Genomic DNA, 26,212 nt, shown 5'->3' with positions numbered 1-26,212 from the left:
AAGGTAACCTTGGTAACCTCGACGCGGAAATCGTCCGCAAAGCCTTGTCAGATAAGGAATTCCGGGTTTCTGCAAAAAGGTAACATTGGGGTAACTTTAGGGTAACTAAATTACCTTTTCGAAAGGTAACCTCTACAGAAACCGACCTTCAATAAAATCAACGACTTAGCACCAGGTTACCTTTTTGGTTACCTCAGATTACCTTTGCAAGGTAACCACCTCCCCCTTGTAAATCAATGAGTTAGCGCCGCTTTTCGGGGCTGGTTACCGAAGTTACCTTTTTCCTGACCCCTCCCCGCTCCTTAACTTGCCGATCACGCCATATGTGTTGCATAGCGCACAATTGGGGCGGTTCCTGTCACCCTGCCTGGCGACCGCTGCCGCATAGCGAAGGCGCATAAATCCGCGTAAGGCGATGCACCCTGCCGACCGCCCGCCCCCATAGCACTGGCGCGGCTCCGCGGGCTTCATGCAACTGCATAAAAACCACTCGATGAAGCGAGCGGGTGAGGCGGGGTCTCCACCGCGCGCACTACGATGTAGACTCTGGTTCTCTTCATCTTTACTCCACGTCTTGTCCACAGCTATGCCCAATGACGCCACCCCAACGCAGCAGGCCGTCCCAAATCCTCCAGCATTGAGCTTGGAGGACGTTTTCAAGAAATCGGGTGTACCGACGCACACCTTTGTCGAGCCAAGCGAGTTCAACCGTGTCGTTGTTGCATTACGGACCCCGGGCCGCGGCCTTATCGTGGAGGGCCCGTCCGGCATTGGTAAGACTTCGTGTATCAGACGAGCAGTGGAGCGGCTGCAATATGGGGACTCCTGCACCTGGCTATCGGCACGCCGATCGGCCGACGTCGCCCGCATTGCAGGTCTCAAGGGGCAGTCAAACGTAGGCTTGGTCATCATCGACGATTTTCACCGCCTTCCGGACGAGTTGAAGCTGCAGCTGACGGACTTGATGAAGCTTGCGGCAGACGAAGAAGACGTTGGGACCAAAATTGTCTTGATCGGTATCAACAGAGCCGGCCAGTCACTTATTGACGTCGCCCCAGATCTGCTACACCGAATTGAAATTATTCGATTGGCGCGGACCAATATCGAACGGTTGATCGAACTGATCAACCGCGGTCAATATGCGTTGAACTGTGAGATCGCGGCCTGGGAAGACATCGCGGGCGAGGCCGAAGGAAGCTTTGCGATGGCACAGATTCTTTGCCACGAAGCATGTTTGCAAGCTGGCGTGATTGAGCGTTGCCAAGGGACCGTTACGATTGAGACGAGCGTGCCCGCGATGCGTGAGGCCGTAATTCGAGAACTGTCAGCGCGCTTTACCCCAGTCGCGCGGGATTTTGCTACAGGGAACCGACTTCGCCGCGAAGGCCGCGCCCCCTATTTGCATCTACTGAGATGGCTATCAACCACGGAGCAGGGTGTGTTGGATACACGTGACGCCATCGCAGCGAATCCAAAAATGAAGGGAAGTGTTTCTCAAGTGATCGAAAAAGGTCACTTGCGCACACTCATCTCTAACAATACTGAGATCGGCAACCTAATTCACTTCGATGCACAGAGCCAGTTGCTCACTGCGGAAGACCCGAAGTTTCTGTATTTCATTCGCCATCTAATTTGGTCGAATTTTTCGCGACAGATCGGTTATTTCAATCTCGACTTCACAAGCAAGTACGACTTCGCGCTATCGTTTGCGGGGGAAAATCGTGAAATTGCTGAGCGCCTTTGCGAGAAGCTCATGGAAAGAGAAATCCAGGTCTTCTACGACATGCACGAACAGCATCGCATCGTCGCAAATGACGTCGAAGAATACCTGGCACCAATCTATCGAGCGGAAGCCAGGTACGTAGTTGCGATCCTAAGCAAGGACTACCCCCGCAAGATTTGGACGAAGTTTGAATCCGGCGAGTTTGCAGAGCGTTATGGCAGCAATGTAATTTCGATCGTGTGCTCTGACTGGGTCCCAGGCGCCATCGATCCTGTTTCCGCAATTGGCTATCTTTCCTATGATTTGAACGGTGACCGAGAAGCGCAAATCGAGCATATCGCCGATGTTATCGCAGCAAAACTCACCTCGGATCGCACAGAGGAACTCGCTGCTGCAGCGAAGGAAGCGGAGAACGCAGCCAACGACCTTTTTTATGACGGATCGAAGTAGAGTCAATCGGAGAGCCGGTAGCTTGAAAAGCGTACGACCTCCTCCTCCAGCCAGTAGTTGAGTTCTTTGAGCCGCTCTTGCAGCGGCTCAATTTCATTTCGCGCGAAGACCAATGCGGCCTTCTCGGCGTCACCGAACCCGCCCGTGTTGTTCGGGATAATGCCCATCAGTTGCGGCGGCACGCGATGCGCAGCCAACTGGTCGTCGCGGGTCACATTCTTGATGTTCCAGAACTCGTCCTTGGCTGCCACCTCGGAGACCGGCAGCAGTTGGATGCCGTCCTTCTTCCCTCCTGGCGCGTACATAAACAGGTTGCGGAAGTTACCGGGCCCCTTGGACTCCTTGAGCGCTTTCCGCAGGACATCGACGTCTTCCTGCTTTTGCGCGGCATCGGTCATGTACAGGATGAAGCCGGCGTGGCTGCCATTCTTGTAATAACGCCGGCGGAAGAGCGTGGCCGATTCGTTGAGCCAGGTGGCATTGAGCGCCGACAGGTATTCGGGCAGCCCATACACCTCCTGGTTGATGTCCGGCTCCAGCAGGTGAAAGATGCTGCCGCGCTTGAAGGTGTGCTTGTCCTGCCAGTTCTGCACGAAGTGGTAGGTCTCCAGATCCACGCCGCGGCGAACGTACTTTGCCATGGCCGGCTCCAGTGCGATGGGCTGGCCCAGCACGTTGTCACGCCGCTCCAGATAGCCATTGCCGAACACCAAAAAATCCTGCACCCACCTCGCGAAGGCCGAGCGCGACAGCAGCTTGTGGGGAATGAACGTGGAGACCAGGATGTTGCGCTTCACGTAGATCGGAGAGCTGTTGTGCACGGCCGCGCGGAAGCTCCGCGCCAGGCCATCCCAGGGCAGCGGCGGCTCGTACCAGTCGCCGACGCGCATGCACTCCACGTAGTCGAGCAGCTCGCGACGATCTAGGACAGCCACCGGATCGCCGAAGCTGAACGCCTCCACAGACGCAGCGCGCGCCGGCTCGGCCGGCACAGATGCGGCGCCATGGGACGCGCCGCGGTATTTCTTGCGGGTCATGAGAACTCCAGAATGCTGGTATTGGTGGTGGTCACGCCTTCGATCGGCTCGTGCGCTAGCGCGTGCATGCAAGCCCAGGCCAGATCGGCGTGGCTGGTTTCTTCCGAGCGGCCGGCCTGGTAGGTGACCCGGCCGCCCGCAGCGGTGGTGGTCTTGCGGATCGACATGAACGACGCGGCGAAATCCGTCCAGCCGGCGTCAAACTCCAGACGCCCCTTGCTGATGACGTCGGTGGCCTTGAGCACCAGGCCGGTCTTCACGTCGACTGAATAGGTGAAGCCTTGTGCCTCCGGGCGTGTTTTGAGGACGACTTTGTAGACGGCATCGCCGACGCCGGTGCGGTCGATGCCGATGTAGGTCACGTTGTAGCGCTCGCACACCTTCAGGATGGCCGCGGCCTGCTCTTCGTAGTCGATGCCGCGGAACTGGTGTTTCTCCAGCACTCGGAACTTGCCGCCGGGCACCAGCGGCGGCGCGACCACCACTAGTGCGGCGCTGTCGCCGCCGCCACCGTTGGGGTCATAGCCCACCCACACTTCACGGTTGCCCAGCGGCCGCGGCGACCAGTGGCGGAAGTCTTCCCAGACTTCCCAGCTGTCTACCATGCAGCGCATCAGCATCGACAACGGGAAGACGGATGCCGTGTCGTCAATGAAGCCGCACATCAGCAGGTTCTCGAAGTCGGCGTCGCTGTACTCGCGGCGCAGCTGCTCCAGGTCGAACAGGTTGCAGCCGCCGCGCACCGCATCCTCGACGGTCACCACCTGGCGCCACTGCCCGTCCGCGCAGCGCCGGCCTGCCTGAAGATGCGCGTGGCTCACGTCTACCTGCACATGCTGATCTTTCCTGCGTCCGCGGTTGAACAAGGCGCCTGACCAGAAGGGATACGCCTCATGCGCCAGGCTTGATGGCGTCGAGAAATACGTCTGCCGCCACTTCGCATGGATGGCCATGCCGGAAGCCACCTTGCGCAGCTCCTGGAAGCGTTGAATCCAGAAATACTCGTCCAGATACAGGTTGCCGTGGTAGCTCTGGGCCGTGCGCGCATTGGTGCCGAGGAAGTACAGCGTCGCCCCATTGGGCAGCACCAGCGGATCGCCCTTCAACTCCACGCCCGCGGAATCCTTGGCAAACTGGATGATGTAGTGCTTGAAGACGTGGGCCTGCGCCTTGCTGGCCGACAGGAAAACCTGGTTGCGGCCGGTGGTCAGTGCGTCGATGAAGGCTTCGCGGGCGAAGTACCAGGTCGCGCCGATCTGGCGGCTCTTCAGGATGTTGCGGATGCGCTCGACCAGGCCGGCCTCGTACCAGACGCGCTGATAGTCGAACATCGAATCCATGAAGGCGTCGACCAGCTGGTCCTGCTCCTCGTCGCTGATCGCATTGCGCTCCGGCTTCTTGCGCGGGCCTTTGTTGCGGTTGGCCACCTTCGGATTGAGATCGGCCTCGTTGCCGGTGCACTCGTATCGGCGCACGCGCGCCAGGCGCTCGATCTGCCGGCCCAGCAGATCGATCTCCTTGTAATCCTTCCCTTCCTTCTTCTCCTTGGCCACCAGCAGCGCCATGCGCGCTTCGATGCTGGTCCCGATGCGCTCCACGGCATCAGCCTTGTCCCACTCGTCGCGCCGCTTCCAGCTGTGCACGGTCACGGGCTTCACGCGAAGCATTTCCGCGATGCGCGCGACCCGATAGCCCTGCCAGTAGAGCGCGCGCGCGATGCGCCGCGGCTCCATTTCTGGATCGAATGAATGGATGGAAAGAGGCGGAAGCGTAGTCATGCCGCAACGCTACCGGTCGCGCGCGCGCGTGCCACGTGAGCGGTGTTGTGGCGCTGTTTCGCACAACACGATTGCGTTGCCCGCGCGTGGCGGCCCGCCCAACATGGCAGCACGACGTAACCACACGGAACCACGACCGAAGAGGAACCCATGGCCGGCAAGAACCCGAAGTTTTTCCGCATTGCCACCGAAGGCGCGACCAGCGACGGCCGCGTGATTGACCGCGAGATGCTGGTGCAGATGGCGGCGAGCTACGACCCGGACACCTACGGGGCGCGCATCAACCTGGAGCACATCCGCGGCATCGTGCCCGATGGCCCGTTCAAGGCGTACGGTGACGTGCTGGCGCTCAAGACCGAGGAGGAAGGCGGCAAGATGCGCCTCTATGCGCAGCTGGACCCCACCGCCGAGCTGATCGCCTTCAACAAGGCGCGGCAGAAGGTGTTCTGCTCCATGGAAGTGAACCCGGATTTCGCCGACACCGGCGAAGCCTATCTGGTTGGCCTGGCCGTCACCGACAACCCGGCAAGCCTGGGCTGCGAAATGCTTCAGTTCAGCGCCAAGGCGAAGACCAACCCGCTGGCCGAGCGCAAGCAGGATCCGAACAATCTGTTCTCCGAAGCCGTGCCGGTCGAACTGGACTTCTCCGCCGACACACCCAGCGCCGCGCCGGGGGCCGGTTTTGCCGCCAGCATCAAGAAGCTCTTCGCGCGCCAAGACAGGTCCGAAGCCGGCAACGATGCGCGCCACGCCGATACCCAGGAAGCCGTCCAGACCATCGCCAGGGAAGTGCAGTCGCTGGGCGAGACGTTTGCCAAGGCCATCGACGGTATGACACAGCGCCTGGATGCCTTGCAGGCCGACCAGGCCAAGGACAAGGAAGCGTTCAGCGCGCTCAAGGGCGCGCTGGAGAAGAAGGAAGACTTCCGCCGTCGCCCGCCCGCCACCGGCGGCGATGGCAGCGCCATCGAAACCGACTGCTGAGCCTGCCCCCGGACAGCGACACAACAACCCACCGGAGCCAACTCAATGCGCAACGATACCCGCCGCAAGTACGCGGCATACGAAGCCAAAATCGCCGAGATCAACGGCGTCGAGCGCGTGGACCGCAAGTTCAGCGTGCAGCCCAGCGTCCAGCAGAAGCTCGAAACGAAGGTGCAGGAATCCAGCGAATTCCTGGGCAGGATCAACGTCTACGGGGTGACCGAGCAGGAAGGCGAGAAGATCGGCCTCGGCGTGTCGGGTCCGGTGGCCAGCACCACTGACACCGCGGCGCAGGACCGCCAGACCCGCGACATTGCGACGCTGGATGACCGCAACTACCGCTGCGAGCAGACCAACTCGGACACCCACATCACTTACCGCATGCTGGATGCCTGGGCCAAGTTCCCCGACTTCCAGACCCGTATCCGCGACGCCATCCTGCGTCGCCAGGCGCTGGATCGCATCATGATCGGCTTCAACGGCGTGAGCCGCGCCGCCACGTCAAACCGCGCCACCAACCCGATGCTGCAGGACGTCAACAAGGGCTGGCTGCAGCACCTGCGCGAGGAAGCCCCGGAGCGCGTGATGAAGGATGGCAAGGCGGTGGGCAAGATCATCGTCGGCGGCCCGGACACCGATGCCGCGCGCGACTATGCCAGCCTCGACGCCCTGGTGTTCGACCTGTGCAGCCACCTGGTGGCGCCGTGGTACGCCGAAGACCCCGACCTGGTGGTGGTGTGCGGCCGCCAACTGCTGGCCGACAAGTATTTTCCGCTGCTGAACAAGGACCGCGACCCGACGCAGAAGCTGGCGACCGACATCATCATGAGCCAGAAGCGTATCGGAAACCTGCCGGCTGTGCGGGTGCCCTACTTCCCGCCGGCTGCCCTGCTGGTCACGCGCCTGGACAACCTGTCGATCTACTACCAGGAAGGCTCGCGCCGGCGCACGATCGTCGACAACGCCAAGCGCGACCGCATCGAGAACTACGAGTCCAGTAACGACGCGTACGTCATCGAAGACCTGGCGTGCGCCGCCATGGCCGAGAACATCGAGGTGGCCGCCGAATGACGAGCCCCGCCCGAAATCATTTCCTGCGCGTGAGCGCGCAGCGGGCGGCAGCCGCCGCCGAGGCCGACAACCCGCTGCACCACGCTTCGGGCCATGAGCTGATGCTGGCGCAGCTGGCGGAGCACAAGCGCCAGCTCAAGCAGATCCAGTCGATCGAGCGCAAGGCCGATGCCAAGCGCGCCATGCTGCCCGCCTATGCGGCCTGGGTGCAGGGTGTGCTGGACGCCGACACTGGCGTGCAGGACGAGGTCTTCATGCACGTGATGGTCTGGCACATCGACGTGGGCGACTTCGCCGGCGCCCTGCCGCTGGCCAGCTACGCCATCCGCCACGGCCTGGTGATGCCTGACCAGTACCAGCGCACCACGGCGTGCCTGATCGCCGAGGAGTATTCGGCCATGACGATCAAGGCCGTGGAAGCCGGACAGCCGGTCGACGTCGACGCCCTAGGCGAGGTCGGCATGCTGGTCAACGACCAGGACATGCCCGACGAAGTGCGCGCCAAGCTGCACAAGGCGGTCGGCTACGCCCATGCCGCACTGGTCGACACCACGCCGGCCGAGCGCCAGCAGGAGCGCCGCGAGTTCGCGCTGCGCAACCTGCGCCGTGCACTGGAGCTGCACGACAAGGTCGGCGTCAAAAAGGATATCGAGCGCCTCGAGCGCGAAATCAAGAACGCAGCAGCAGCCGGCGCCAAGGAGGGCGACGGCCGCAGCTGACACCGAGCGTGACCCCGCGCATCAGGCGGCACGGGGCATCCCATGGGCGCACCGGCCACATGCCGGCCAACCCTGACGATTGCCCCGTCCACCGCCTCCACGACCAGCGAACCCATGTCATCTTTCATCGCCACCGCTGCGGCAGCCGCCGGCCAGAACCTGATCGCCAACGATGGATTCTTCCCGGACATCGACGTCGACCAGGCTTCGGCCGCCATGCGTCAGGACGGCACCGTGACACCGGATCGCCTGCGCGCGGCGCTGATCGAGGCCGCCTTGTCGGTCAACGCCGAACTGGCTGGCTGGAAGGCAGCCCAGCAAGCCTTTGGCCATGCCTCCCTGGAGTCGGTACCCGCCGGACAGGTCGACGGCAGGTCTGCCAATCTGCACCGCTACCTGCGCGCGCTGTATTGCCAGGCCCGTGCCGGGCTGATTGAGCGATACCGCGACTACGACGCCACGGCGGCCGGCAACAAGACGGCCGAGGCGCTGCTGCAAGCGGTGGAAGACCTGCGGCGCGACGCGCGGTGGGCCATCAGCGACCTGCTGGGCATCACCCGTACCACTGTGGAGCTGATCTGATGCGCGTGCGAACCCTCCAAGGTGACACCGTCGACGCGGTCTGCCAACGCGTCTACGGGCGCACCGCCGGCGTTACCGAGGCCGTACTTGCGGCCAATCCCGGCCTGGCCGATCTCGGTCCGGTTCTACCCCACGGCACGGTCATCGACCTGCCCGACACCTCTCCACAGCCAGCCGTCCAGCGCGTGCAGCTGTGGGACTGATCCAAGGATTCGACCATGGCTGAACCCATTTCCACCGGCACCACCACCGCCATTGCCGTGACCGGCGTTGGGGCCATCACCCTGCTGCCGGGCGTGGACGCGGCGACGGTGCTGGGCGCCTTTGCCGGCGCCGCGGTATTCGCGCTCAATTCCGACGACATGTCGACAGCCAAGAAGCTCGCTTTCCTGGTGCTGTCCATCGTGGCGGGCTGCCTGGCCGCACCGTTGGCTGCTGCGCTGATCGCCAAGGCGCTGCCCACCGACGCAGAGGTGAGCCACGGCGTCGGCGCGCTGGTGGCCTCCGCGGTGATCGTCAAGCTGCTGTTGGTGCTGATCCGCGTGGCCGGCAATGGAGACCGCCTCGTCGGCTACTTCCGCGGTAACGGACAAGGAGGCAACAAGTGACGATACTCTTCTTCATCCAGGCAGCGCTGTGCGCGCTGATCGCCATGCGCCTGCTGCTCTTCCGACGCGCAGGCGCCGCTCACCGGCCTTGGGCCGCGCGTCTGGCCTATGTGCTGATCGTGCTGGCGGGCGCCGTGACCATCGGCGTGCTTTTCGGCCGCTACGAGTGGGCCATGCTCGCTCAGAACGGTATCACCGCGGTGCTGTGCCTCGCCTTGTATGCCGTGCGGGGCAACGTGGTGGAGCTGTTCCGCATGGCGGAGGCCGACGGTGGCGGCTCTTGGCTCGTTCGCTTCCTACGGAGTTCCTGCGATGACCATCCTGCGAGCCGGTGACGTTGGCGCGGATGTACGCGAGCTGCAGCGCCTGCTGCGCGAGCGTGGCGCCCAACTGGAGATGACTGGCGACTTTGACGCCGCGACACTCGCAGCCGTGCGGGCCGCGCAGGCACGATACGGCCTGGTGGTCGATGGTATCGCCGGGCCAAAAACGCTCCTGGCCCTGCAGCGCGACACGCGGCAACCGGCGCATCTGAGCGCCGCCGATCTGCAGCGTGCCGCCGACGTGCTGGAGGTGCCCCTGGCGGCATTGCGGGCGGTGAATGAGGTGGAAAGCCGCGGTTCCGGCTTCCTGGCGGATGGCCGCCCGGTGATCCTGTTCGAGCGGCACATCATGTTCCGGCAACTAAAGGTGGCTGGCCGTGACGCTGACGCGCTGGCACGCCAGTACCCGAACCTGATCAACGCCGCACGGGGCGGCTATGCAGGCGGTGCCGCGGAGCACATGCGGCTCGCCCGAGCCGCTGACATCGATGAAGCGTGCGCGCTGGCTGCGGCCAGCTGGGGACTCTTCCAGGTGATGGGCTATCACTGGGAGCGCCTGGGCTACCCCAGCGTGCAGGCGTTTTCAGCTTGCATGCGCGACAGCGAAGCCGCCCAGCTCGACGCGTTCGTCCGGTTCATCCTCGCGGATCCGGCACTGCACAAGGCGCTCAAGGCTCGCCGCTGGCCAACGTTCGCCAGCCTTTACAACGGCCCGGCATACCGCGAGAACCTCTATGACGTGAAGCTGGCACGCGCCTTCGCGCGCTATGACGCCGAAGAAAAGGAGCCGGCATGAATCGCACCCTGGCCCTCTTCCTCGCCGTCGGCGTGCTGCTGCTGGGTGTCGCCGGCACCGGCGCCTGGATGACGGATCGCTACCAGGCCGCGCAGAAGCGCGCCAGCGACGCCGAAGCAATGACGGCCAGTCTAAGGTCACAACTCGACAGCACCGAGGCCGGCGTCATCAAGGTGACCGAGTATGTCGACCGAGTGCATACGGTCTATGTCAAGGGCGACACCATCATCAAGGAGATCCCGCGCTATGTCCCTGCTCAAGCTGACGCCTCTTGCACTATTCCCATTGGCTTTGTGCGCCTGCATGACGCCGCCGCTGCCGGCACCGTGCTCGGTCCGGGTGCCGGAGATACTGATGCGGCCAGCTCGGGAATTGCACTCTCTGCCGTCTCCCGCGCCATTGCCGGCAACTACACCGTCTGCCACGCAAACGCCGAGCAACTGAACGCCCTGCAGCAGCTGCTCCGTGACCAGGGCGCGATCATCATCGGGGAGGCCCCCGCGCCATGATGAAGCCCAACAGCCTGCGCGAAGCGCTGACGGCGGCGGTGCCGGATCTGGCCCGCCATCCGGAGAAGCTCCATGTGTTCGTGGACGAAGGCCGCCTGGTGGCTACTGGCGCCAGGTCGCTATCCTTCGAGTACCGGTACACGCTGACACTGATCGTGACTGACTTCGCGGCCGGATCCGACGAAATCATGGTGCCGGTTCTGGCCTGGCTGCGCGTCAATCAGCCCGAGTTATTCTTCAGCCCGGCACAGCGAGAGGACGGTGTGAAGTTCGAGGCCGATATCCTGAACCACACCACCGTGGATCTGGCCCTGAAGCTGCCGCTGACCGAGCGCGTCACGGTGCGTGTCAACGGGACCGGATACCAGGTAGAGCACCATCCGGAACCTGTCAACGAAGACGACGATCCGTCTACGTGGCGGCCGGCAGCGCCATGAGCGACTTGCGCGCCCTGGAGGCGTGGGCAGGCGTCCTGCTGGCGAACCTGGGCGCACCAGCCCAGCGCGCGCTGGCGCGGGCCGTGGCCACGGAGATGCGCCGCCGCCAGGGTGCGCGCATCGCCGAGCAGCGCAATCCCGACGGGTCGGCCTATGAGCCGCGCAAGCCTCAGCTGCGGCTACGGCCGGGGCGCGTGCGCCGCGCGATGTTCGCGCGCCTGCGCACTACCCGCTTTCTCAAGATGGAGACGAGTCCGGACGCCGCCGTGGTGACCTTTGTCGGCCGCGCGCAGCGCATCGCCGCAGTCCACCAGTTCGGGCTGCGTGATCGGGTCAACCGGGCCGGCCTCGAGGTCACGTACCCACAGCGCGTGCTGCTCGGCTTTGACGACGCCGACGTGGACCGCATCACCGATCTCGTGCTCGCACACCTCACCGCCTGAGACTGGCTGTTGTACAGCCGGATCTCACAACACCCGCCGCGTGACCGGTTCGCGCGCGCACGGCACGCTGGCGGGCATGGACTCCACCACCGAACTCGCCCGCCTGATCGAGAATCTAATCCGCCTCGGCACCGTTGCCGAGGTTGATACGGCCACCCCGCCGCGCGTGCGCATTGCCACGGGCGGCATCACCACCGATTGGCTGCCTTGGCTTGAGCGGCGCGCTGGCGCCACCCGCACCTGGAACCCACCGACCGTAGGCGAACAGGTGGTGATGCTGTGTCCAAGCGGTGAGCCGCGCAACGGCGTCATCCTGACGGGTCTGCCGTCCGACGCACGAGATGTGCCCAGCCACAGCGCCGACGAAACCGTCACCCTCTACCCGGACGGCGCCATCACGCGCTACAACCACGTCGCCGGCGCGCTAGAGGTGTCCGATGTCAAGACCGTGCTGCTCCGGGCCGGGCAGCAGGTGGTGGTGGAGTGCCCGCAGACCACCTTCAAGGGCAAAGTCACCGTCGAAGGTCTGTTCAGCTACCAGGGCGGTATGTCCGGTGAGGATGGCAGTGGTGGCGCGGGCACGCAAATCCGCGGCAACATCACGCACACCGGCGGCAGCCTGTCGTCCAACGGCGTGGTCCTGGACAGCCACGACCACGGCGGCGTCCTGCGGGGCGGCGACTGGACGGAGGGCATCCAGTGAGCTACCGCGGCATGAACGCCGGCACCGGTCGGACGCTGACCGACCGCGAGCACATCGCGCAATCGGTGCGCGACATCCTCACCACGCCGATCGGCACGCGTGTCATGCGGCGCGACTACGGCTCCCTGCTGCCGCAGCTGGTCGACCAGCCACTGCACCGCGGCACGCTTCTGCGCGCCATGTCGGCGTCGGTCATGGCCTTGGTCCGGTGGGAACCCCGACTGCGTGTCACCCGGGTGGCATTCGAGGCCGGGGCAAATGGCGCCCTATCCATCGACATCGAGGCCGAGCGAGTGGACGGACCGCGCGCTGAGGCAACCCGCCTGCACATCCCCCTGCGCGGAGGCACCCCATGACCACCACGCCCATCGACCTGTCCCGCCTGCCTGCGCCGAACGTGGTCGAGGTGATCGACTACGAATCCCTGCTGGCCGAACGCAAGGCGCATTTCGTTTCGCTGCATCCCGTGGCCGAACGTGCGGCGGTCGAGGAAACGCTCAAGCTCGAATCCGAACCGATCGTCAAAGCGCTGCAGGAATCGGCCTATCGCGAGATGGTGCTGCGCCAGCGCGTGAACGACGCGGCGCGCGCCGTCATGCTGGCCTACGCCGAGGATGCCGACCTGGACCACCTTGGTGCGCTGTTCGGCGTCAGGCGCTTGACCCTGACCCCTGCGGATCCCGAAAACGGCATTGCCGCGGTGATGGAGAGCAACTCGGACTTCCGCAAGCGCATCCAACTGGCGCCGCAAGGCTTTTCGGTAGCAGGCCCGGCCGGCGCCTACCGCTCGCATGCGCTCGGCGCCGACGGCCGCGTTCTCGACGCACTGGCCACCAGCCCGGCGCCCTGCGAGGTGGTGGTGACGATCCTTTCGCGTGAAGGCAACGGCCAGGCGCCACAGGACTTGATCGACGCGGTGGCCGGCGTGCTGGGCGCGGATGACGTGAGGCCGCTCACTGATCTGGTCACAGTTCAATCGGCGGAGATCGTGCCCTACCGGGTACGCGCGAAAATTTACACCTTTCCCGGTCCGGATTCGGGTGTGGTGCTGACCGAGGCCAATGCACGCCTGGCAGCCTATACCGCGGAGACGCACCGCATCGGCCGTGAAGTCACGCTGTCGGGCCTGTACGCGGCCCTGCATGTGGACGGGGTCGAGCGCGTAGAGCTGCTGGAGCCCCTAGCCAACGTCAACGCGTCGCAGACCCAGGCAACCTACTGCAGCGGCACCGATGTTCAGCATGGTGGCATCTATGGCTAACCTGCTGCCCCCCAACACGACGCCGCTCGAGCGCTACCTGGCCGAGGCCAACACCCGGCTGGGCGCCGTCCCGTCTCCCCTTCGCACGTTGATGCGGCCGGACGAAGTCCCGGCGTCCGTCCTGCCCTGGCTCGCCTGGCACATGGGCGTGGACGCCTGGAAAGCCTATTGGCCCGACCAAGTCAAGCGCGCCCGTGTCAAGGCCGCGATCCCGATTGCACGCAAGAACGGCACCGCCGCAGCCGTCCGGGAGGTCGTTGCTGCCTTCGGCGCCAACATCGCTCTGCGCGAGTGGTGGCAGGAGACCCCGAAGGGCACGCCCGGCACGTTCTCGCTGGTTCTGACCATCAGCGGCCGCGACGGCCAGGCCGCGACCGCGGCATTCGTCGCTGACGTGATCGCGGAAATCGACCGTACCAAGCCAGTACGCGCGCACTACACCGTCACCCAGGGCCTGCAGGCGCAGGGTGGCCTCGCATTCGGCGGTGGGGCGCGCGCCGCCATCTACACCCGCCTCTCTCTTTCGGACGCCTGAGACATGCCAGGACTACTTTTCAAGCTCACCAGCGCTGGCCGCGCCGCCCTGGTCAACTCGGAGAACACCGGCACCGTATCGCGCCAGGTGGTGTCGGTCGGCATCGCAACCGCACCGTTTGCGCACAATGATGGCCTGACCGCGTTGCCCAACGAGCGCGCGCCGCGCTTGACCACCGTGGCGGGCGATACCGTCGCGGACGACACGATTCACGTGACCATGACGGACAACTCGGCCGACCAGTACACCATGTACGGGTTCGGCCTGTACCTGGACAACGGCGTGCTGCTCGGCACCTACGGCCAGGACACGCCCATCGTGGAGAAGTCGCCGGCGGCGATGATGCTGCTGGCGACCGATATCCTGCTGACCACGGTCGACACCGCGGCGCTGACGTTCGGCAACACATCGTTCCTCAATCCGCCCGCCACCACCACGGTAAAGGGTGTGGTCGAGCTCGCCGACAACACCGAAACGCAAATCGGCACGGACGCAACGCGGTCCGTCACGCCGGCAGGCCTCTCGTCGCGCACCGCAACCGATACGCGCACCGGCCTAGTCGAGCTGGCCACCAACAGCGAAACCCAAGCCGGCACGGACGCAACGCGGTCCGTCACGCCGGCCGGCCTCTCGTCGCGCACCGCGACCGAAACGCGCACCGGGCTCTTGGAAATTGCCACGCAGACGGAGGTAGACCAGGGAACCGATGATGCTCGCGCCGTGACCGCCAAGAAGCTGCTCGCGCGACTAAAGCTGCTGGGATTCGGCGGGGTCGGCACCGAGGGCGCCATCACCGATATGGATGACGCCAGCGTGCCCGGCGGTTTGCTCTATGTTCCCGGCGCAGCAATCAATGTCCCGCTGAACCTCGGGCCAGGTGTGGCGCTGCATCGCCCGTACGGAACCGCTGGCTTTCAGCTCTTCTCTCCCTATAGCTCCGACCGCATCGTATTTCGCCGTCGCACCAGCAATGCGTGGCAGGCTTGGAAGGAACTCGCCCTTCTCGATAGCCCAACCTTTGTCGGCACTCCGCTGGTCCCGACTGCAGCCAAGGGCACAACCACCAAGCAAGCCGCGAGCACTGAATTCGTGATGGCGGCTATCGCCGACCTGGTCGCCTCGTCTCCGGGCACCCTCGACACGCTCAAGGAGCTGGCCGAGGCGCTGGGGAACGACCCGAATTTTGCGACCACCGTCACGACGCAGCTCGGCAACAAGTTCGACAAGGCCGGCGGCGTGATCGGCCTGCAAACGTCCGGCTGGCCCGCCATCAACGCGCCGACCGCTCGAATCATCGACGGGGGGAATACGCAAGCTGCGAACGGGCCCAGTGGCGGCTTGGCTATCGAGTCATACGGGCCTGGCGTGCAGCTCATTGACCGGTCCGCAGGCGCTCGCAATGCTCGGTTGATGGCGGACGGCAGCATTCTGTCAGTGTCCTTCGACACCACTGCCGCGCCTGGCAGCTACGCATACCAGTTCCTGTTCAGCGCCGATGGATACATGGCAGTCGGCGGGCCGCTTTCGTCCGCTGCAGCCATTCGTATGGGGCTGCCGATACCTGGCGGAGCCGTTTCGCAGCATGGCATCTACAACAACGTGGAGTTCAACGAAACGGCCACGAGCACCGGAGCCACCTATTCGTCGATCCCGAGGGTCAAGGACGCCGCCTTCACGATGGCAAACCTTGTCGGCTTCTTCGCACCCACGCCAGTGGTTGGCGACAGTGCGACCGTGACAGAGTACGCCGGTCTTATGGCAAATGACGTGACGGTGCCGAACATTCTGCGCAAGATCGGCGCGCGGCTTCGCATGGGCGCAGGCCCTGACAAGTGGAACCTGTATGGGGACGGTACCGCATCGAACCACCTCGCAGGCAAGCTGCTGCTCGGCACTACTGCGGACAACGGCAATCTGCTGCAAGTCGCTGGGTCGGCCAGCATCGCTACCCGCCTATACCGCGGCCTGGACGCTGACCTTGCGGTCGGGGCAACCTCCATTGCAGGAATCCAGAATGCTGCCACCGGCAACGACAGCTACATCAACACGGCCCGGTTTTCGAACGACACGCAACCGGCCGGCATCAACATTGGCAAGTCGCGCGGCGTCACCGTAACGACCCAGGGCGCCGTCCTGTCCGGCGACCCGCTCGGCCATGTCAATTTCTGTGGCTCGGATGGCACCGCCATGAACGTCGCTGCCCAGGTCGAGGTTGTCGCGAGCGAGAACTACACGACCACGGCCCGCGGCGCGCATATGGATTTCCGCACCACCGCGCCGGGGACCACTGCGCGGGCCGTGAAGATGCGCCTTGCAGACAACGGCGAGCTGCGCATCGGCAACACCGCGACCGATGGAAGCGGCGCGAAACTGCAGGTAACCGGCTACGCGACGGCTGACACCCCGCCGGCCGGCGACAGCACGCGCAAGCTGGCGACGACCGCTTGGGTCATGTCGACTCTGCTAACCGCCTCTGTTGGGCAAATCATCATCGAGCCGCGCACCACCGCGCGCGCAGGCTGCTTGAAGCTGAACGGCGCGCTACTTAAGCGTGCGGACTACCCCGAGCTGTGGGCCTACGCTCAGGCAAGCGGCGCAATCGTGACGGATGCCGCATGGCTCGCCGGCTCCTGGGGATGCTTCTCCCACGGCGATGGCAACACGACGTTCCGCATCCCTGAGTATCGCGGCGAATACCTGCGGTTTTGGGACGACGCACGCGGCGCGGACGCTGGCCGGGGCATCGGTGTGTTCCAGGACAGCCAGAACAAGACGCACGCGCACGCCGCGTCCGCTACACCAGTCGGCGACCACAACCACGGTGCCTGGACCGATGCGCAAGGCTGGCACGGTCACGGCGTCAACGATCCCGGCCATGCCCACAGCTTCCAGACCTGGACCGGCGGAGGGGCCACCGGCGCGGGACGCGTCTCTGGTTCTTACGTAACGAACGCCGACGCGTGGGCCGGTACATCCGCCTCATATACCGGCATCTCGATCGCCGGCGATGGCTCGCACGCACACAACGTAGGGATCGGCTACGCCGGCAATCACAGCCACACCATCACGGTCAATGCAGACGGCGGCGCAGAAGTTCGGGTTCGCAATATCTCCGCGCTCGCCATGATCCGTGCCTTCTAAGGAGATTTCCGCAAATGATGATCCACCACTACGACAGCCATACCGGCCAGTACATCAGCAGCGCGCTCGCCGACCCGGACCCGCGCAACCCCACCGCCTGGCTGCAGCCGGCCTTTACCACGCTCGTACCGCTGCCGGAGCGCAATCGCTACGAATGGCCATTTTTCCACGATGGCGCATGGGTCATGCTGCCGGATTACCGGGGGGTCATTCTGTACCGCACTGAAAGCGGCGAGCCGGCCGAGCTGGGCGTCCCAGGCGTTACGCCCCAGGAGGCGGGCCTTACTCCGGATCCGCGGCCGTCCGAGCTGCACCGCTGGACCGCCGAAGGCTGGGCGCTCGACGCTGCCCTCGTCGCCGAGCGCACCCGTGCTTCCGCGATGGCCGAGTTCGACCGCCTGATGGCGATCGCCAGGGAAGCAAACGCTGGCAAGGCAGACGCCTACGCGGCGGGCTTGCTGGACGCCGTAGGGACCGCCCTGTTCAAAGCGTGGTCCGCCTATCAGCTGGACCTGGTGCGCGTGGTCAATTCGACTGACTTCCCCGTCGTGGCCGACTGGCCCGAGGCGCCGAACGTCGAAGCCATCACGGCAGCCATTGAGGCAGAGGAAGCGGCAAAGGCTGCAGCCCGCGCCGAGTATGACGCCCTTCTGGCCCTGGCAAACGAAGCGACGGCAGGCAAAGCGGAGCCCTACGCGGCAGGGCAACTCGACGCCGTGCAGAAGGCGATCTACGAGGCCTGGGTGTCCTTCCTGCTGCAGCTGCAGCACGTCGCGTTGGCGCCGACATTCCCCCTCGGTGTCACGTGGCCCACGCAACCAGATGAGGCAGCCATCGAGGCAGGGGTTCATGCCAAGGACGGTGCGGCCAGTGCCGACGAGGGCTCGTAACCACTGACCGCCGGGGCGCCAAGGCGTAGCGCCCTCAACTATTCGTTGTGCGGCTTCTGCCTACAACAGGAACCGCACGACAACCTCGCGCGTGCGCAGCATCCTGCCGGGACGATGCTTTCCATCGTCTGCCAATCTCCCGGAGGACTGCATGGCAACCGACTACCACCACGGCGTACGCGTCATCGAGGTCAACGATGGCACCCGCCCAATCCGCACTATCGCCACGGCCATTCCGGGCCTGGTGACCGTCGCCGAGGACGCCGATGCCACGGCGTTCCCCCTCGACACCCCCGTATTGCTGACGAACCCGCAGGCAGCCATCGGCAAGGCCGGCACCAAAGGCACGCTGCGCGCGAGCCTCGAGGCCATCACCGACCAGGCCAACCCGATGACGGTGGTCGTTCGTGTCGCCGAGGGCGCCACCGAAGCAGAGACCACCAGCAACCTGATCGGTACCACCAACGCCGCCGGCCGCTACACCGGCATGAAGGCCCTGCTGGCGGCGAAGACGCGTTTCGGCGTGACGCCGCGCATTCTGGCCGTGCCTGGGCTCGATAAGCTGGAGGTCGCCACGGCGCTCGCTTCGATCTGCCAGAAGCTGCGGGCCTTCGGCTATGTCAGCGCGCATGGCTGCGCCACCAAGGAAGAGGCGGTGGCCTACCGCGAGAACTTCGGCCAGCGCGAGCTGATGCTGCTGTGGCCAGACTTCGTGGGCTGGGACACAGCCAACAACGCCGAGCGCAACCTGTGGGCAACCGCCCGGGCGCTGGGCTTGCGCGCAAAGCTGGACGAGACGGTCGGGTGGCACAAGACAATCTCCAACGTCCCGGTCAACGGCGTCACCGGCGTCTCGAAGGACATCTACTGGGATCTGCAGGATCCGGCGACCGATGCCGGCTACCTCAACAGCAACGAGGTCACCACGCTGATCAATTTCGAGGGCTTCCGCTTCTGGGGCTCGCGCACCTGCAGTTCCGAGCCGCTGTTCGCCTTCGAGAGCGCCACCCGCACCGCGCAGATCCTGGCAGACACCATGGCCGATGCCCACGCCTGGGCCATCGACCTGCCGCTCACGGCTTCGCTGGCCCGCGACATCGTCGAGGGCCTCAATGCAAAGTTCCGCGAGTGGACGCGTCTTGGCTACCTGATGGGCGGCACCGCTTGGCTGGATGGCGGCATCAACACCAAGGACACGCTCAAGGACGGCAAGCTGTGGATCGACTACGACTACACGCCGGTCCCGCCGCTGGAAAACCTGCAGCTGCGCCAGCGCATCACCGACCGCTACCTGATGGACTTCGCCGCGTCGGTGAACGGCTGATAGCGGGCATTCAAGAGAGGAAACCACCATGGCAATGCCACGCAAACTCAAGAACTTCAACGTCTTCGCCGACGGCGTGAGCCACGTCGGCGAATGCGAGGAGATCATCCTGCCGAAGCTGACGCGCAAGCTCGAGGAATACCGCGCGGGGGGCATGAACGGCCCCATCGACCTGGACTTCGGTAACGAGAAGCTGGAGCTGGAAACCACCTACGGCAGCATCATGCGCGAGATCCTGAAGCAGTACGGGGTGACGCGAGCCTCTGCCGCGATGGTGCGCTTCGCCGGCGCCTACCAGCGCGACGACACGGGCGACATGGACGCGGTCGAAGTCGTCGTGCGCGGTCGCCACACCGAGCTTGACTTCGGCACCGGCAAGGTCGGTGACAGCAGCCAGTTCAAGGTCAAGTCGTCGCTCGCCTACTACAAGCTGACGATCAACGGCGAAGTATGGGTCGAGATCGACCACGAGAACTTCATCGAGGTCGTGTTCGGCGTAGACCGTCTGGCCGAGCAGCGCCGCGCGATGGGCCTGTAACGCCAGCCTGCTGACAGTCCGCTGGCCCGCTCTGGGCCAACTAGCCAACCTTTTCGAGAGCCATCATGAACGAAGTGAAATCCGAAACCATCACCCTGGATACCCCGATCAGCCGCGGCAAGGAACTCATCACCGCCATCACCGTGCGCAAGCCTGCTGCAGGCGAGCTGCGCGGCTGCAGCCTGGTCGACCTGATGCGCATGGAGGTCACCGCGCTGCACACGGTGCTGCCCCGCATCACCACGCCGACCCTGACCGCCCATGACGTGAGCCAGCTGGATCCGGCGGACATGACGCAGCTGGCCACGGCGGTGAGCGGTTTTTTGCTGCCGAAGGCGGCGAAGGCCGAGGCCTACCCGCCCGAGTCGAAGACGCCATCGCCGACGTTGCAGTGATTTTTCATTGGCCGCCTGACCGTCTGTTTGAGATGGGGGTGGCCGAACTGATGGAGTGGCGCGAGCGCGCCAGGCAACGAAGCGGATCCGACGAATGAGCGTGCCACGCAACCTGAGACTGGAGGTCGTCCTGCAGGCGGTGGACCGCCTCACCCGACCTTTCCGCAATGCCATGGGCAGCAGCACCGAGCTGGCCCGCACGGTGCGCGCCGCGCGCGACCAGCTGAAGGAGCTGAACCGGACCCAGGCCAACATCGACAGCTTCCGCAAGCTGTCCAAGGACGCTGCGATCGCGGGCAACCAGCTGCGTGCCGCGCAGGCCCACGTCAAAGCGCTGGCACAGGAAATGGACAGCGCGGAGCGGCCCTCGGCCGCCATGACGCGCAACTTCAACGCGGCGGTCCGCGAAGCCCAGATGCTCAAGCAGCGTGGCGTCGAGCTGCAGCAGAGCCTGGAAGGGGTGCGCGGCCGGCTGCAGGCTGCCGGCATCAGCACCACCTCGCTGCGGCAGGCCCAGGGCGACCTGCGCAGCCAGATCGCCCTGGCCACCCAGGCGCTGACGCAGCAGGAGGCGCGGCTGAAGGCAGTCGGGGAGCACCAGCGCCGTCTGGCCGCCGCCCAAGCGGGCTATGTGAAGGGAATGGCTACCCGCAATGCCATGCTGGGTGCCGGCGTTTCGGTGTCCGCGGCAGGCGGCGTGGCCCTGACGCCAATCGCCAAGGCGGTGAAGGACTATGTGTCCTTCGAGGACGCCATGCTTGGCATTGCCCGGCAGGTCCAGGGCGCGCGTGACGAAGGTGGCAACCTGACCGCCGTGTACTACGACATGGCCAGGCAGATCAAGCTGTTGGGCGAGGAGCTGCCCATTCCCACCACGGCCATCGCCGAGATGGTAACCGCCGGAGCGCGCATGGAAGTGCCTCGCGAGGAGCTGGTCGCCTACACCCGAACCGTCGCCATGATGGCCACCGCCTTCGACGCGGTGCCGGACGAGATTGCCGAGAGCATGGGCAAGGTGGCGAAGAACTTCCGCATCCCGATCAACCAGGTCCAGGCGCTCGCCGATTCGATCAACTACCTGGACGACAACGCCATCAGCAAGGGCGGGGACATCATCGATGTGCTGAATCGGATCTCCGGCGTCGTGTCGACGGTCAAGATGTCCTCGTCGGACGCCGCCGCGCTGGCCTCGACGCTGTTGACGCTGGGCGAGCGCCCGGAGACCGCCGCCACCGCCGTCAACGCCATTGTCCAGAAGTTCGCCGCGGCCGAGAAGGGCACCAAGAAGTTCCAGGCGGCGATGAAGGAAATCGGGCTGTCCAGCGCCGCCGTTCAGCAGGGCATGGCCACCGATGCCACCGGCACCCTCTTCCAGGTGATCCAGGCGGTGCAGAAGTTGCCAAAGGACAAGCGCATCGGCGTGATGGTGGAGCTGGTCGGCATGGAGCATTCCGACACGCTGGCCAAGCTGGTCGACAAGCCGGACGAGTTTCGCCGCCAGCTGGAGCTGGCCAACGGCCGCGGCGCCGAAGCATCCATGTCGCGCGAGTTCGCCGCGCGCCAGGAGACCATCTCAGCCCGCTGGCAGCGGCTGCAGAACCAGCTGTTCAACGGCAGCAGCGCTGCCGGAGAGGCGATGCGCTCGACCATAGTCGGGCTGATGGACACCGTGGGAGAGCTGGTCAGCCGCTTCAACGCCTTCGCCCAGGCAAATCCGACGCTGGTCGGGTGGTTGATGAAGGGCGCCGCGGCGGCAGGCGTGCTGCTGGCCGCCATGGGCGCACTGACGCTCGCGATGGCTGCGACATTGGGGCCGCTGGTGATGACGCGCTATGGGCTGCAGATGCTGGGTATTCGGCTCTCCACGCTGGTGCCATCGCTTGCGCGCGCCTCGGCGGCCTCCTCCCTGCTGGCGCGTGGCGCACAGGTGCTGGGAAGCGTTGGCGGCCGGCTGGCGCCGGTGTTTAGCGCCGCCACCAGCGCGGCCGGCCGCTTCGGCGCACTGCTGGCCGGCGCAACGAGCCGGGCCGGGGCACTCTTCAACGTCCTGCGAGGGCTGGCACTCCTGCCGTTTGCCTGGCCGATTCTGGCCGCAGTGGCGGCATTGGCCGCGGGCGCCGCGCTGGTCTACAGGTATTGGGCACCCATTCGCGCCTTCTTCACCGGCCTGGGCAGCGGCATCGCCAGCGCCTTGGGCCCGACGGCCGCCGGCTTCGCTGACGCTTTCATGCGCTCGGTGGCGGCGGCGTGGCGGCTGGTGACCGCCATTGGAAGCGTGGTCATGGCCATTCCGGGCGTCAGCGCTGCGTTCGGCCTGGTGCGGCAGGTCGTTGGGCCGCTGCTCTCCAACCTGTGGGGCTGGCTGACGCGCCTCATCGCGCCGGTGCAAGACATTGGCGGCGCCGCACAGTCCATGGGACAAAAGATCGGCCAGGCCATCGGCACGGTGCTCGGCATGCCGCTGCGTCTGGCGACGGCCTTCTATGACGCCGGGGCGCAGGTCATGGCTGGCTTTGCCAATGGCATCACCAGCGGGCTCGCCCGCGTGCGCGACGCCGTATCCAGCGCAGCCGGCGCGGCGGTGACCTGGTTCAAGAAGAAGCTGGGGATCCACTCCCCCAGCCGCGTCTTCGCCGAGCTGGGCGGCTTCACCATGGCGGGGCTCGAGCGCGGGATCAACCAAGGCCAAGGCGGGCCCATGAGCGCCATTGCCCGGATCACACAGGCACTGGCCAGCGTTGGCGCTGGCGTGGCGGTGGGGACCACCCCCGCGGTGGCCGCCGTGAAGTTCGATACGCGGCCGCCCGTGTCGGCGATGGCGGGCACCGCGGCGCCGGCCCCGGTGCAGCAGGCCGCGCCCATCACCATCAATGTCTACGCGGCACCGGGCATGGACGAACGGGAGATTGCGCGCCTGGTGGACGAGAAGCTGCGGCAGGCCGAGACTCAGCGCGCCGCCCGCGACCGCTCCCGACTTACCGACAGGGATTGACACCATGATGATGGCCCTCGGGCAATTCGTGTTCAGCCTGGACACCGCGCCCTACCAGGACTTCCAGCAGCAGATCGGGTGGCGGCATCCGGCAAACAGCCGCACCGGCCGCCGGCCGGCCCGCCAGTTCCTCGGTCCGGACGACGAGACGATCACCCTTGCCGGCGTGCTGGCGCCGGAACTGACAGGCGGCGACGACTCGATCGATGACCTGCGCAAGCTTGGCGACAGCGGCGAGGCCCACGTGCTCATCGAGGGCACCGGGCGGTACTACGGCCTTTTCGTGGTGGAGACCATGCAGGTCACGCGTACCTACTTCTTCCAGGACGGCAAGGCCCGACGCATCGAGTTCACCCTCAAGCTGACCCGGGTGGACGACGAGGCCGAAGCGCTGATCGGCAGCGGCCTGGGCGAGGAGGCGGAATGATGTTCTCAGCCGTCCGAGCCGAGCCGCGCACAGCCACCGGTCGGGAGCCGCGCCCGGTCTACCAGCTGGTCCACAACGGGACGAACATCACCTCTCGCTTCCAGGGGCGGCTGATGTCCCTCACCCTGGCGGACAACCGCGGCTTCGAGGCTGACCAGCTCGACATCGAGCTGGACGACCACGACGGCATGCTGGACCTGCCCGAGAAGGGTGTGCGGCTGGCGCTCGCGCTTGGCTGGAGCGACGCGGGGGTGGTCGACAAGGGCATCTTCAAGGTGGACGAGATCGAGCACAGCGGCCCGCCCGACCGGCTCACCATTCGCGCGCGCAGCGCCGACCTGGGCAGCGACCTGACGACGCGCAAGGAGCGCAGCTTTCGCGACAAGACCATCGGCGCCCTGGTGCGCGCCATCGCCAGCCGCAACCAGCTCGCGGCAGTGGTGGCGCAGCAGCTGGCCGACCAAGTCATCGAGCACCTGGATCAGACTGGCGAGTCGGATGCCAATCTGCTGTCCCGGCTGGCGAAGGACTACGACGCGATCGCGACGGTGAAGCAGGGAAAGCTGCTCTTCATAAAGGCCGGCGAGGCATTGAGCGCGTCCGGTATTGCCCTGCCGATGGTCACCATCACGCGATCGTCCGGGGACACCCATTCGTTTGGCATTGCCGACCGTGACAACTACAACGGCGTCAAGGCGTTCTACCAGGACACACGCGGCGCGAAGAAGGGTGAGGTGGTCATCGACGCGTCGAATGCCGCAGCGGTCAGTGAGAAGCCGGCCAAAGGCAAAAGGGAGCAGTCCGTTGCTACGGCGCCCAACCCGGACAACGTGAAGGTGCTGCGGCATACCTACGCCTCGAAAGCCAACGCAGAACGGGCGGCGCGAGCGGAATGGGAGCGGATTCAGCGGGGCATGGCGACCTTCACGGTCACGCTCGCCCGCGGGCGGCCGGATCTGTTTCCCGAGCTGCCCGCTGCCGTGCGCGGTTGGAAGCCGCAGATTGATAACACCAGATGGGTCATCACCAAGGTCACGCATCAGCTCACAGACCGGGGATACACGACTGCGTTGGAATTGGAAATCAAGCCGTCGTCGCTCGCCGAGGCAGATCAGGGATAGAGGGAACGCCGCCTCGTTCGAGGTGAGCCGAATAACACCAGGCTGAGGTGCTTCACGGGCGTGCGACGCATCATTGCAACGCCTTATCTGGAAGCAACGACGTAGGACCGTTGTCGGCCAGTTTGAGCCAATCAGCCTCAGAATTCGATGACTGAAACGAGCGCTTGAGCGGCCATTGACACCACCATCCGTCGAATATCGGCCGCAATCGGAATATGGCGGAAAGGAGACGCCGCGTGCTTCCTTCACCGGAGCGGCCTGGGTTTCGCGAAGCGGGCGACCGTTAGGAGCGGCAGCAGATCATTGATGACTTGAGCTGTCTCGACATGATGTCTCCTCTCTCTTTCGTTCAGACCCTGCGGCATGAACGCCGAGCCTACCTCGCCTTGACGAAGGTGGACAAGCCGTCGATCACGTCCCTGGCCGATGACAAGGCCAATGCAATGGCAGTGTGCGGCGCGCTGGCGAAATGCTGGATCATGGGTGGCAGCCGCCTGCGGGAACCCATTCCTGTACTGACTCGCGTGATCGTTACGGTAGCGAGGAAGCGCGGGTGGACCAGGTCGCCGCCGGGGTCTGCACCGGATACGTGACGCACCCTCGCAGATACCCTGAAGCCTTTGTAGATTGCGTTGTTCTGAGACATGTTCGGTCTCCGTTTATCACCGGGCATACGCGGATATCCCGGGAGGTGTCCGATTTGCTTTCGGCGTCAAGGTAGCGATGTCATCGCGAGCCTTTGCCTCTCCATAGTCAAACGCCGCATCGAGGCTGTGAAAGTAGCCGGTACCATCCATGAGCTCGTAGGAATGTACGCTGAGAAGATTGCCTCTGACGGGCCGGCGGTCCGTACGAGCAATCGAGTAGCGTACGACGTAACCGATCGTTCCAACCAACTGGGTGGGACCGAGGTGTTGCTCAACTTCGATCAACACTTCGTATTCACCGATCGTGACGCGTCTTTGCATATCTGACCTCCGCTCTCGGCCTCCGTTCATTCATCCGGACCAAGAATAACGTCCACGGCGGCGCGCCCTGCCAGTTCCGCCACGAGGTAAGCCCAACGCCTGGAATACGGTCCGCCAAAGACTTTGATTCGCCTACCAATCGCCGCGACGCCCGGCGGCCTCATGGGTCCCTCGACCTGGAACCAGATATCGAACATGTCCTTGGATGACATATGGAGATCGACATGGATATCGAACCCACGATACTCGGTCACGCGCTCCATAGCCATCTTCAATATTCCTGGAGTGAATTTGTCAACGTAATGCTCTACCCAGTAGCAATCAAAGCTGATCTGAGTCCGGAGCAGCAGGATCGAACCATAGGCACCTGCCCACTAGGTCGCCAAACTTCCCGGAGACAGTTTGGCTTCGCTGAGTAACATACGTTTCCGGGAGGGCATTGGCACGGCCGAACCGA

At 64.7% G+C, this 26,212-nt stretch carries 30 protein-coding genes; 25 read left to right on the top strand and 5 right to left on the bottom strand.

Annotated elements, in window-relative coordinates; all coding sequences use genetic code 11:
* The first annotated feature begins 643 nt into the window (after positions 1-643).
* Positions 644-2,173, top strand: coding sequence for a TIR domain-containing protein (locus ACEI37_RS15325; protein WP_373379622.1), 1,530 nt, complete (start codon positions 644-646; stop codon positions 2,171-2,173).
* A 2-nt stretch (positions 2,174-2,175) separates the two neighbouring features.
* On the opposite strand, the gene ACEI37_RS15320 is transcribed toward ACEI37_RS15325, so the two are convergent.
* Positions 2,176-3,210 (bottom strand): phage portal protein, encoded by a 1,035-nt coding sequence (locus ACEI37_RS15320; RefSeq protein ID WP_373379621.1) that lies wholly within the window; start codon positions 3,208-3,210, stop codon positions 2,176-2,178.
* Positions 3,207-4,988 carry a terminase ATPase subunit family protein gene (locus ACEI37_RS15315; RefSeq protein WP_373379620.1) on the bottom strand — a complete coding sequence of 594 codons (1,782 nt, stop codon included), beginning with the start codon at positions 4,986-4,988 and terminating at the stop codon, positions 3,207-3,209. The genes ACEI37_RS15320 and ACEI37_RS15315 overlap by 4 nt, the downstream gene beginning before the upstream one ends.
* A 150-nt stretch (positions 4,989-5,138) precedes the next feature.
* On the opposite strand from ACEI37_RS15315, the gene ACEI37_RS15310 reads away from it, so the two are divergent.
* From ACEI37_RS15310 to ACEI37_RS15195, 24 genes are all read left to right on the top strand, one after another.
* A complete protein-coding gene (locus ACEI37_RS15310) occupies positions 5,139-5,972 on the top strand; it encodes a GPO family capsid scaffolding protein (RefSeq protein ID WP_373379619.1) in 834 nt (277 codons plus the stop codon).
* Positions 5,973-6,017: 45 nt separating this feature from the next.
* On the top strand, positions 6,018-7,043 hold the full coding sequence (locus tag ACEI37_RS15305; protein WP_373379618.1) for a phage major capsid protein, P2 family: 1,026 nt from the start codon (positions 6,018-6,020) through the stop codon (positions 7,041-7,043).
* Positions 7,040-7,762 carry a terminase endonuclease subunit gene (locus ACEI37_RS15300; RefSeq protein WP_373379617.1) on the top strand — a complete coding sequence of 241 codons (723 nt, stop codon included), beginning with the start codon at positions 7,040-7,042 and terminating at the stop codon, positions 7,760-7,762. The genes ACEI37_RS15305 and ACEI37_RS15300 overlap by 4 nt, the downstream gene beginning before the upstream one ends.
* A gap of 114 nt (positions 7,763-7,876) precedes the next feature.
* Positions 7,877-8,344, top strand: coding sequence for a head completion/stabilization protein (locus ACEI37_RS15295; RefSeq protein WP_373379616.1), 468 nt, complete (start codon positions 7,877-7,879; stop codon positions 8,342-8,344).
* Positions 8,344-8,547: a tail protein X gene (locus ACEI37_RS15290; protein WP_174078761.1), complete on the top strand. Its 204-nt coding sequence runs from the start codon at positions 8,344-8,346 to the stop codon at positions 8,545-8,547. The genes ACEI37_RS15295 and ACEI37_RS15290 overlap by 1 nt, the downstream gene beginning before the upstream one ends.
* 15 nt (positions 8,548-8,562) lie before the next feature.
* On the top strand, positions 8,563-8,952 hold the full coding sequence (locus tag ACEI37_RS15285; protein WP_326347414.1) for a putative holin: 390 nt from the start codon (positions 8,563-8,565) through the stop codon (positions 8,950-8,952).
* On the top strand, positions 8,949-9,287 hold the full coding sequence (locus tag ACEI37_RS15280) for a phage holin family protein (protein WP_373379615.1): 339 nt from the start codon (positions 8,949-8,951) through the stop codon (positions 9,285-9,287). Before ACEI37_RS15285 ends, ACEI37_RS15280 begins: the two co-directional genes overlap by 4 nt.
* Positions 9,265-10,071, top strand: a complete 807-nt coding sequence (locus ACEI37_RS15275) for an N-acetylmuramidase domain-containing protein (RefSeq protein ID WP_373379614.1) — start codon at positions 9,265-9,267, stop codon at positions 10,069-10,071. Before ACEI37_RS15280 ends, ACEI37_RS15275 begins: the two co-directional genes overlap by 23 nt.
* Positions 10,068-10,580, top strand: coding sequence for a hypothetical protein (locus ACEI37_RS15270; RefSeq protein WP_373379613.1), 513 nt, complete (start codon positions 10,068-10,070; stop codon positions 10,578-10,580). Before ACEI37_RS15275 ends, ACEI37_RS15270 begins: the two co-directional genes overlap by 4 nt.
* Positions 10,577-11,017, top strand: coding sequence for a phage tail protein (locus tag ACEI37_RS15265; RefSeq protein WP_373379612.1), 441 nt, complete (start codon positions 10,577-10,579; stop codon positions 11,015-11,017). Before ACEI37_RS15270 ends, ACEI37_RS15265 begins: the two co-directional genes overlap by 4 nt.
* Complete coding sequence (locus tag ACEI37_RS15260; RefSeq protein ID WP_373379611.1) at positions 11,014-11,460, top strand: phage virion morphogenesis protein; 447 nt, start codon at positions 11,014-11,016, stop codon at positions 11,458-11,460. The genes ACEI37_RS15265 and ACEI37_RS15260 overlap by 4 nt, the downstream gene beginning before the upstream one ends.
* A 76-nt stretch (positions 11,461-11,536) precedes the next feature.
* A complete protein-coding gene (locus ACEI37_RS15255; RefSeq protein WP_373379610.1) occupies positions 11,537-12,163 on the top strand; it encodes a phage baseplate assembly protein V in 627 nt (208 codons plus the stop codon).
* Between the two features lie 11 nt (positions 12,164-12,174).
* The gene (locus tag ACEI37_RS15250; RefSeq protein ID WP_373379609.1) at positions 12,175-12,519 is read left to right on the top strand and encodes a GPW/gp25 family protein; all 345 of its coding nucleotides are present in this window, start codon (positions 12,175-12,177) and stop codon (positions 12,517-12,519) included.
* Positions 12,516-13,424: a baseplate J/gp47 family protein gene (locus tag ACEI37_RS15245; protein ID WP_373379608.1), complete on the top strand. Its 909-nt coding sequence runs from the start codon at positions 12,516-12,518 to the stop codon at positions 13,422-13,424. Before ACEI37_RS15250 ends, ACEI37_RS15245 begins: the two co-directional genes overlap by 4 nt.
* On the top strand, positions 13,417-13,959 hold the full coding sequence (locus ACEI37_RS15240; RefSeq protein ID WP_373379607.1) for a phage tail protein I: 543 nt from the start codon (positions 13,417-13,419) through the stop codon (positions 13,957-13,959). The genes ACEI37_RS15245 and ACEI37_RS15240 overlap by 8 nt, the downstream gene beginning before the upstream one ends.
* Positions 13,960-13,962: 3 nt before the next feature.
* Positions 13,963-17,100 carry a hypothetical protein gene (locus ACEI37_RS15235; protein ID WP_373379606.1) on the top strand — a complete coding sequence of 1,046 codons (3,138 nt, stop codon included), beginning with the start codon at positions 13,963-13,965 and terminating at the stop codon, positions 17,098-17,100.
* A gap of 14 nt (positions 17,101-17,114) precedes the next feature.
* Positions 17,115-17,990 (top strand): tail fiber assembly protein, encoded by an 876-nt coding sequence (locus tag ACEI37_RS15230; protein ID WP_373379605.1) that lies wholly within the window; start codon positions 17,115-17,117, stop codon positions 17,988-17,990.
* Between the two features lie 151 nt (positions 17,991-18,141).
* Positions 18,142-19,314 carry a phage tail sheath protein gene (locus ACEI37_RS15225; RefSeq protein WP_326347401.1) on the top strand — a complete coding sequence of 391 codons (1,173 nt, stop codon included), beginning with the start codon at positions 18,142-18,144 and terminating at the stop codon, positions 19,312-19,314.
* Positions 19,315-19,342: 28 nt separating this feature from the next.
* A complete protein-coding gene (locus tag ACEI37_RS15220) occupies positions 19,343-19,852 on the top strand; it encodes a phage major tail tube protein (protein WP_373379604.1) in 510 nt (169 codons plus the stop codon).
* Positions 19,853-19,917: 65 nt separating this feature from the next.
* Positions 19,918-20,247, top strand: coding sequence for a phage tail assembly protein (locus ACEI37_RS15215; protein ID WP_373379603.1), 330 nt, complete (start codon positions 19,918-19,920; stop codon positions 20,245-20,247).
* Positions 20,248-20,279: 32 nt separating this feature from the next.
* The gene (locus tag ACEI37_RS15210; protein ID WP_373380265.1) at positions 20,280-20,345 is read left to right on the top strand and encodes a GpE family phage tail protein; all 66 of its coding nucleotides are present in this window, start codon (positions 20,280-20,282) and stop codon (positions 20,343-20,345) included.
* Positions 20,342-23,239 carry a phage tail tape measure protein gene (locus ACEI37_RS15205; protein ID WP_373379602.1) on the top strand — a complete coding sequence of 966 codons (2,898 nt, stop codon included), beginning with the start codon at positions 20,342-20,344 and terminating at the stop codon, positions 23,237-23,239. Before ACEI37_RS15210 ends, ACEI37_RS15205 begins: the two co-directional genes overlap by 4 nt.
* A gap of 4 nt (positions 23,240-23,243) precedes the next feature.
* Entirely contained in the window at positions 23,244-23,666 is a 423-nt protein-coding gene (locus ACEI37_RS15200) for a phage tail protein (protein WP_326347399.1), read from the top strand.
* On the top strand, positions 23,663-24,787 hold the full coding sequence (locus ACEI37_RS15195) for a phage late control D family protein (RefSeq protein ID WP_373379601.1): 1,125 nt from the start codon (positions 23,663-23,665) through the stop codon (positions 24,785-24,787). The genes ACEI37_RS15200 and ACEI37_RS15195 overlap by 4 nt, the downstream gene beginning before the upstream one ends.
* Positions 24,788-25,163: 376 nt before the next feature.
* On the opposite strand, the gene ACEI37_RS15190 is transcribed toward ACEI37_RS15195, so the two are convergent.
* From ACEI37_RS15190 to ACEI37_RS15180, 3 genes are read right to left on the bottom strand one after another with little or no spacing between them, the layout of a single operon-like run.
* Entirely contained in the window at positions 25,164-25,433 is a 270-nt protein-coding gene (locus tag ACEI37_RS15190) for a GTP cyclohydrolase (protein WP_116378373.1), read from the bottom strand.
* 16 nt (positions 25,434-25,449) lie between these two features.
* Entirely contained in the window at positions 25,450-25,755 is a 306-nt protein-coding gene (locus ACEI37_RS15185) for a hypothetical protein (RefSeq protein ID WP_240988806.1), read from the bottom strand.
* Positions 25,756-25,781: 26 nt separating this feature from the next.
* Positions 25,782-26,018 carry a hypothetical protein gene (locus tag ACEI37_RS15180; protein ID WP_373379600.1) on the bottom strand — a complete coding sequence of 79 codons (237 nt, stop codon included), beginning with the start codon at positions 26,016-26,018 and terminating at the stop codon, positions 25,782-25,784.
* Positions 26,019-26,212 lie beyond the last annotated feature (194 nt).

This window comes from Cupriavidus nantongensis, from assembly GCF_041726985.1.
In the GTDB taxonomy this organism is placed as follows: domain Bacteria; phylum Pseudomonadota; class Gammaproteobacteria; order Burkholderiales; family Burkholderiaceae; genus Cupriavidus; species Cupriavidus nantongensis_A.
Note: the sequence above shows the minus strand (reverse complement) of the source record. Positions and strands in the feature narration are given on the sequence as shown.

Excerpts from the sequence above, each read along its gene's own strand:
- ACEI37_RS15320 (WP_373379621.1), bottom strand. The coding sequence starts at position 3,210 with ATGACCCGCAAGAAATACCGCGGCGCGTCCCATGGCGCCGCATCTGTG.
- ACEI37_RS15315 (WP_373379620.1), bottom strand. The coding sequence starts at position 4,988 with ATGACTACGCTTCCGCCTCTTTCCATCCATTCATTCGATCCAGAAATG.
- ACEI37_RS15310 (WP_373379619.1), top strand. The coding sequence starts at position 5,139 with ATGGCCGGCAAGAACCCGAAGTTTTTCCGCATTGCCACCGAAGGCGCG.
- ACEI37_RS15305 (WP_373379618.1), top strand. The coding sequence starts at position 6,018 with ATGCGCAACGATACCCGCCGCAAGTACGCGGCATACGAAGCCAAAATC.
- ACEI37_RS15300 (WP_373379617.1), top strand. The coding sequence starts at position 7,040 with ATGACGAGCCCCGCCCGAAATCATTTCCTGCGCGTGAGCGCGCAGCGG.
- ACEI37_RS15295 (WP_373379616.1), top strand. The coding sequence starts at position 7,877 with ATGTCATCTTTCATCGCCACCGCTGCGGCAGCCGCCGGCCAGAACCTG.
- ACEI37_RS15290 (WP_174078761.1), top strand. The coding sequence starts at position 8,344 with ATGCGCGTGCGAACCCTCCAAGGTGACACCGTCGACGCGGTCTGCCAA.
- ACEI37_RS15285 (WP_326347414.1), top strand. The coding sequence starts at position 8,563 with ATGGCTGAACCCATTTCCACCGGCACCACCACCGCCATTGCCGTGACC.
- ACEI37_RS15275 (WP_373379614.1), top strand. The coding sequence starts at position 9,265 with ATGACCATCCTGCGAGCCGGTGACGTTGGCGCGGATGTACGCGAGCTG.
- ACEI37_RS15270 (WP_373379613.1), top strand. The coding sequence starts at position 10,068 with ATGAATCGCACCCTGGCCCTCTTCCTCGCCGTCGGCGTGCTGCTGCTG.
- ACEI37_RS15265 (WP_373379612.1), top strand. The coding sequence starts at position 10,577 with ATGATGAAGCCCAACAGCCTGCGCGAAGCGCTGACGGCGGCGGTGCCG.
- ACEI37_RS15260 (WP_373379611.1), top strand. The coding sequence starts at position 11,014 with ATGAGCGACTTGCGCGCCCTGGAGGCGTGGGCAGGCGTCCTGCTGGCG.
- ACEI37_RS15255 (WP_373379610.1), top strand. The coding sequence starts at position 11,537 with ATGGACTCCACCACCGAACTCGCCCGCCTGATCGAGAATCTAATCCGC.
- ACEI37_RS15250 (WP_373379609.1), top strand. The coding sequence starts at position 12,175 with ATGAACGCCGGCACCGGTCGGACGCTGACCGACCGCGAGCACATCGCG.
- ACEI37_RS15245 (WP_373379608.1), top strand. The coding sequence starts at position 12,516 with ATGACCACCACGCCCATCGACCTGTCCCGCCTGCCTGCGCCGAACGTG.
- ACEI37_RS15240 (WP_373379607.1), top strand. The coding sequence starts at position 13,417 with ATGGCTAACCTGCTGCCCCCCAACACGACGCCGCTCGAGCGCTACCTG.
- ACEI37_RS15235 (WP_373379606.1), top strand. The coding sequence starts at position 13,963 with ATGCCAGGACTACTTTTCAAGCTCACCAGCGCTGGCCGCGCCGCCCTG.
- ACEI37_RS15230 (WP_373379605.1), top strand. The coding sequence starts at position 17,115 with ATGATGATCCACCACTACGACAGCCATACCGGCCAGTACATCAGCAGC.
- ACEI37_RS15225 (WP_326347401.1), top strand. The coding sequence starts at position 18,142 with ATGGCAACCGACTACCACCACGGCGTACGCGTCATCGAGGTCAACGAT.
- ACEI37_RS15220 (WP_373379604.1), top strand. The coding sequence starts at position 19,343 with ATGGCAATGCCACGCAAACTCAAGAACTTCAACGTCTTCGCCGACGGC.
- ACEI37_RS15215 (WP_373379603.1), top strand. The coding sequence starts at position 19,918 with ATGAACGAAGTGAAATCCGAAACCATCACCCTGGATACCCCGATCAGC.
- ACEI37_RS15205 (WP_373379602.1), top strand. The coding sequence starts at position 20,342 with ATGAGCGTGCCACGCAACCTGAGACTGGAGGTCGTCCTGCAGGCGGTG.
- ACEI37_RS15200 (WP_326347399.1), top strand. The coding sequence starts at position 23,244 with ATGATGATGGCCCTCGGGCAATTCGTGTTCAGCCTGGACACCGCGCCC.
- ACEI37_RS15195 (WP_373379601.1), top strand. The coding sequence starts at position 23,663 with ATGATGTTCTCAGCCGTCCGAGCCGAGCCGCGCACAGCCACCGGTCGG.
- ACEI37_RS15190 (WP_116378373.1), bottom strand. The coding sequence starts at position 25,433 with ATGTCTCAGAACAACGCAATCTACAAAGGCTTCAGGGTATCTGCGAGG.
- ACEI37_RS15185 (WP_240988806.1), bottom strand. The coding sequence starts at position 25,755 with ATGCAAAGACGCGTCACGATCGGTGAATACGAAGTGTTGATCGAAGTT.
- ACEI37_RS15180 (WP_373379600.1), bottom strand. The coding sequence starts at position 26,018 with ATGGAGCGCGTGACCGAGTATCGTGGGTTCGATATCCATGTCGATCTC.